This is a genomic window from Pseudomonas palmensis (assembly GCF_017848315.1).
In the GTDB taxonomy this organism is placed as follows: domain Bacteria; phylum Pseudomonadota; class Gammaproteobacteria; order Pseudomonadales; family Pseudomonadaceae; genus Aquipseudomonas; species Aquipseudomonas palmensis.
In genome coordinates this window covers 1-2,145 of sequence record NZ_JAFKEC010000116.1, presented here as the reverse complement: position 1 = coordinate 2,145, position 2,145 = coordinate 1, and the positions used below count along the sequence as shown (strand labels likewise).

The window sequence follows — 2,145 nt, the reverse complement described above, 5'->3', positions numbered from 1 at the left end:
CTGCTGCGCTGCAATTGGTCAGTCAGTTTCTGAACCAGTTTGAGAGCACCAAAGATACGCTGTTTACGCCGACCGAATCGGAGAGTCATCGTCTTGGGGTGGAGGCAGAAGCGGAACTGGCGCTGGCGATTATTTCGCTGGGAAGTGCTGCTAAAGCTGTGGCTTCGAAAACGCCAGGGTGGCTTGAGAAGCTGGCGGGGATGTTGCAAAGCGGGGAAAAAAATGGTGCAAAAGCTACTGGTGGCGCTGCTGGAAAGGTAGATGATGTTGTAGCTCCATCGTCTAAACCTGAATGGTTGCAACGGCTTGATGCGGGTAATGAGTTTAATAAGGTACAGTCTAAAAACTACCCGAATAACGAAGTTTATATTCAGCGACCTGACGGGAATGGCTATTATCGTGTTGATTCGTATAATCCCATAAAAGGCGAAATCGTCTCTCGTAAATTGACACAGCTTTCTGAGGTTTCAGAGGCGACAGCAAAGAGCTACATAAATGAGGCCATTACGAAATACCCTTCTGGTGCGACCATTGCGAAAGTTCCATCTAGTGGGTCTTTGGGTGGTCAAAAATTGCAAGGTACTGTTATTCTGGAGGTTCCTCCACAGAATGGAGTAATTCCAAAAGCCATCTTGGACTCTGCCAATAAAGCAGGGGTTTTAATTAGAGATACTAATGGGAAGGTGTATTGATGGAGCTACCTATTTATTATTGTAAGACTTGGTTTCGGATGAAGAAGTTTGCGATAGAGCCTATGGATGAATCTCTGGCACATTCTAGGCATCTCTCGGGTGAGTCATATACGGCTCTCATTGGCTCGGACTCTGCGCCATCTTGCTTTGTTGAGTTCTCCATAGATAAAGGAATGGTTGGTGTCGGTTTTTTAGATAAAAAATGTCGTGAGTACCTGACCTACCAATTTCAAGTAACAGATTCGGATAACTTATTTTTGACTATGGCGACTCATCGTGAGTTTGAAGGGGATGGAGACGAGGTCATAGGTGGGGAGTCCTATATTTTCAATGAGGAAGGCGGTCTTGTTATTAGGCGAGAAAAATTTAATCCTCATGAGATTGAAGAGGCTAGATCAAGTTTCGAACCGTCTCGAAATTATGAAAAAATTCCCGAGTTTGGTTGTTACTCTAATTTAACAAAAGCTGATAGATGAAACAGGCAGGTGAGTTCCATTATAAATTTTAAGGGGTCTGAGTTGATATGGCACCGGCCTTGCGCCGGTGTTTTTGCACCCTGTCTGCACCCTTTTTGCCGCCTTCTTGCATCCTATTTGCATCCTTTCTGCAGTCAAGTTGCATCCCTTTTGCACCCACCCTGACGACCTACGGTCTAGCTGCTCAATACGCCCTTTTTGAGCATGATTTTTCGCTACTTAACAGGAGCAAAATCTCAATACACAACACGCACCCCCGTCCGGGGTAAGTGTTTCCTTGTAGATCAACGGATTAGCCATTTTTCGTGCTGATTGATGGCTATACATTTGTAATACAAAACAGAGCTAACTATTTGATTTGTCTAGGATCATGTGTATAGCTTTTGTTATACATCGCTCCATAGCTTCGCTTGCTTAGCTGTTTCGCCTGTCCCGAGCCTTTTCCAACGGATCAACCAGTTGCTCTGTCATGGCCAGCAGAAAGAATCCCCAGACGATAGCGGCATAAGCCCAAAAGCTATTGAGGTACTGTAGCCAAATGAAATGATCGTGACCAAATATGCTCAGCAGAGCATAGGCAAACAACAACGCTGCGATAACTGGAAATAGCAGAAAATTTGTCTTTAGGTACAGCTCAAAATGTAGTTCGGCAATTAGTTTGTAAGTGAGAAGTCAACAATCAGCTGTCGCCGGTAGAGTATGAGAAACGCTATTTTCTGAGCTTGGAGAGTGTCAAGGAAACCAGGGGCGATTCAAACTGCACCTGGAAGAACGCAAGCTCATCTCCGAGCAAGCCAAGGCGCTCGCGCAAAAGCATAACATCAGCATGGCCGAGGCATTTGCCTACTACACCGACAAGGACTGGCAGACCACGATCAGCGCTGCGGGCGTGAAGTTCGACGACAGCACCCTCGCCCACCTCGGGCAGGCGCTGGCGCCGCTCGGGGCGAACTATGCGACCACGGACAAAGGGGATG

Annotated in this window: 1 protein-coding gene and 1 pseudogene; both read left to right on the top strand. The window is 46.5% G+C overall.

The features are described 5' to 3' along the window. Nucleotides 1-692, top strand: a pseudogene (locus JZZ72_RS27970) (hypothetical protein); the annotation flags it as partial. Continuing rightward, complete coding sequence (locus tag JZZ72_RS27535) at nucleotides 692-1,168, top strand: lytic transglycosylase (RefSeq protein ID WP_078482008.1); 477 nt, start codon at nucleotides 692-694, stop codon at nucleotides 1,166-1,168. The pseudogene JZZ72_RS27970 and the gene JZZ72_RS27535, both read left to right, overlap by 1 nt. Nucleotides 1,169-2,145: the final 977 nt, after the last annotated feature.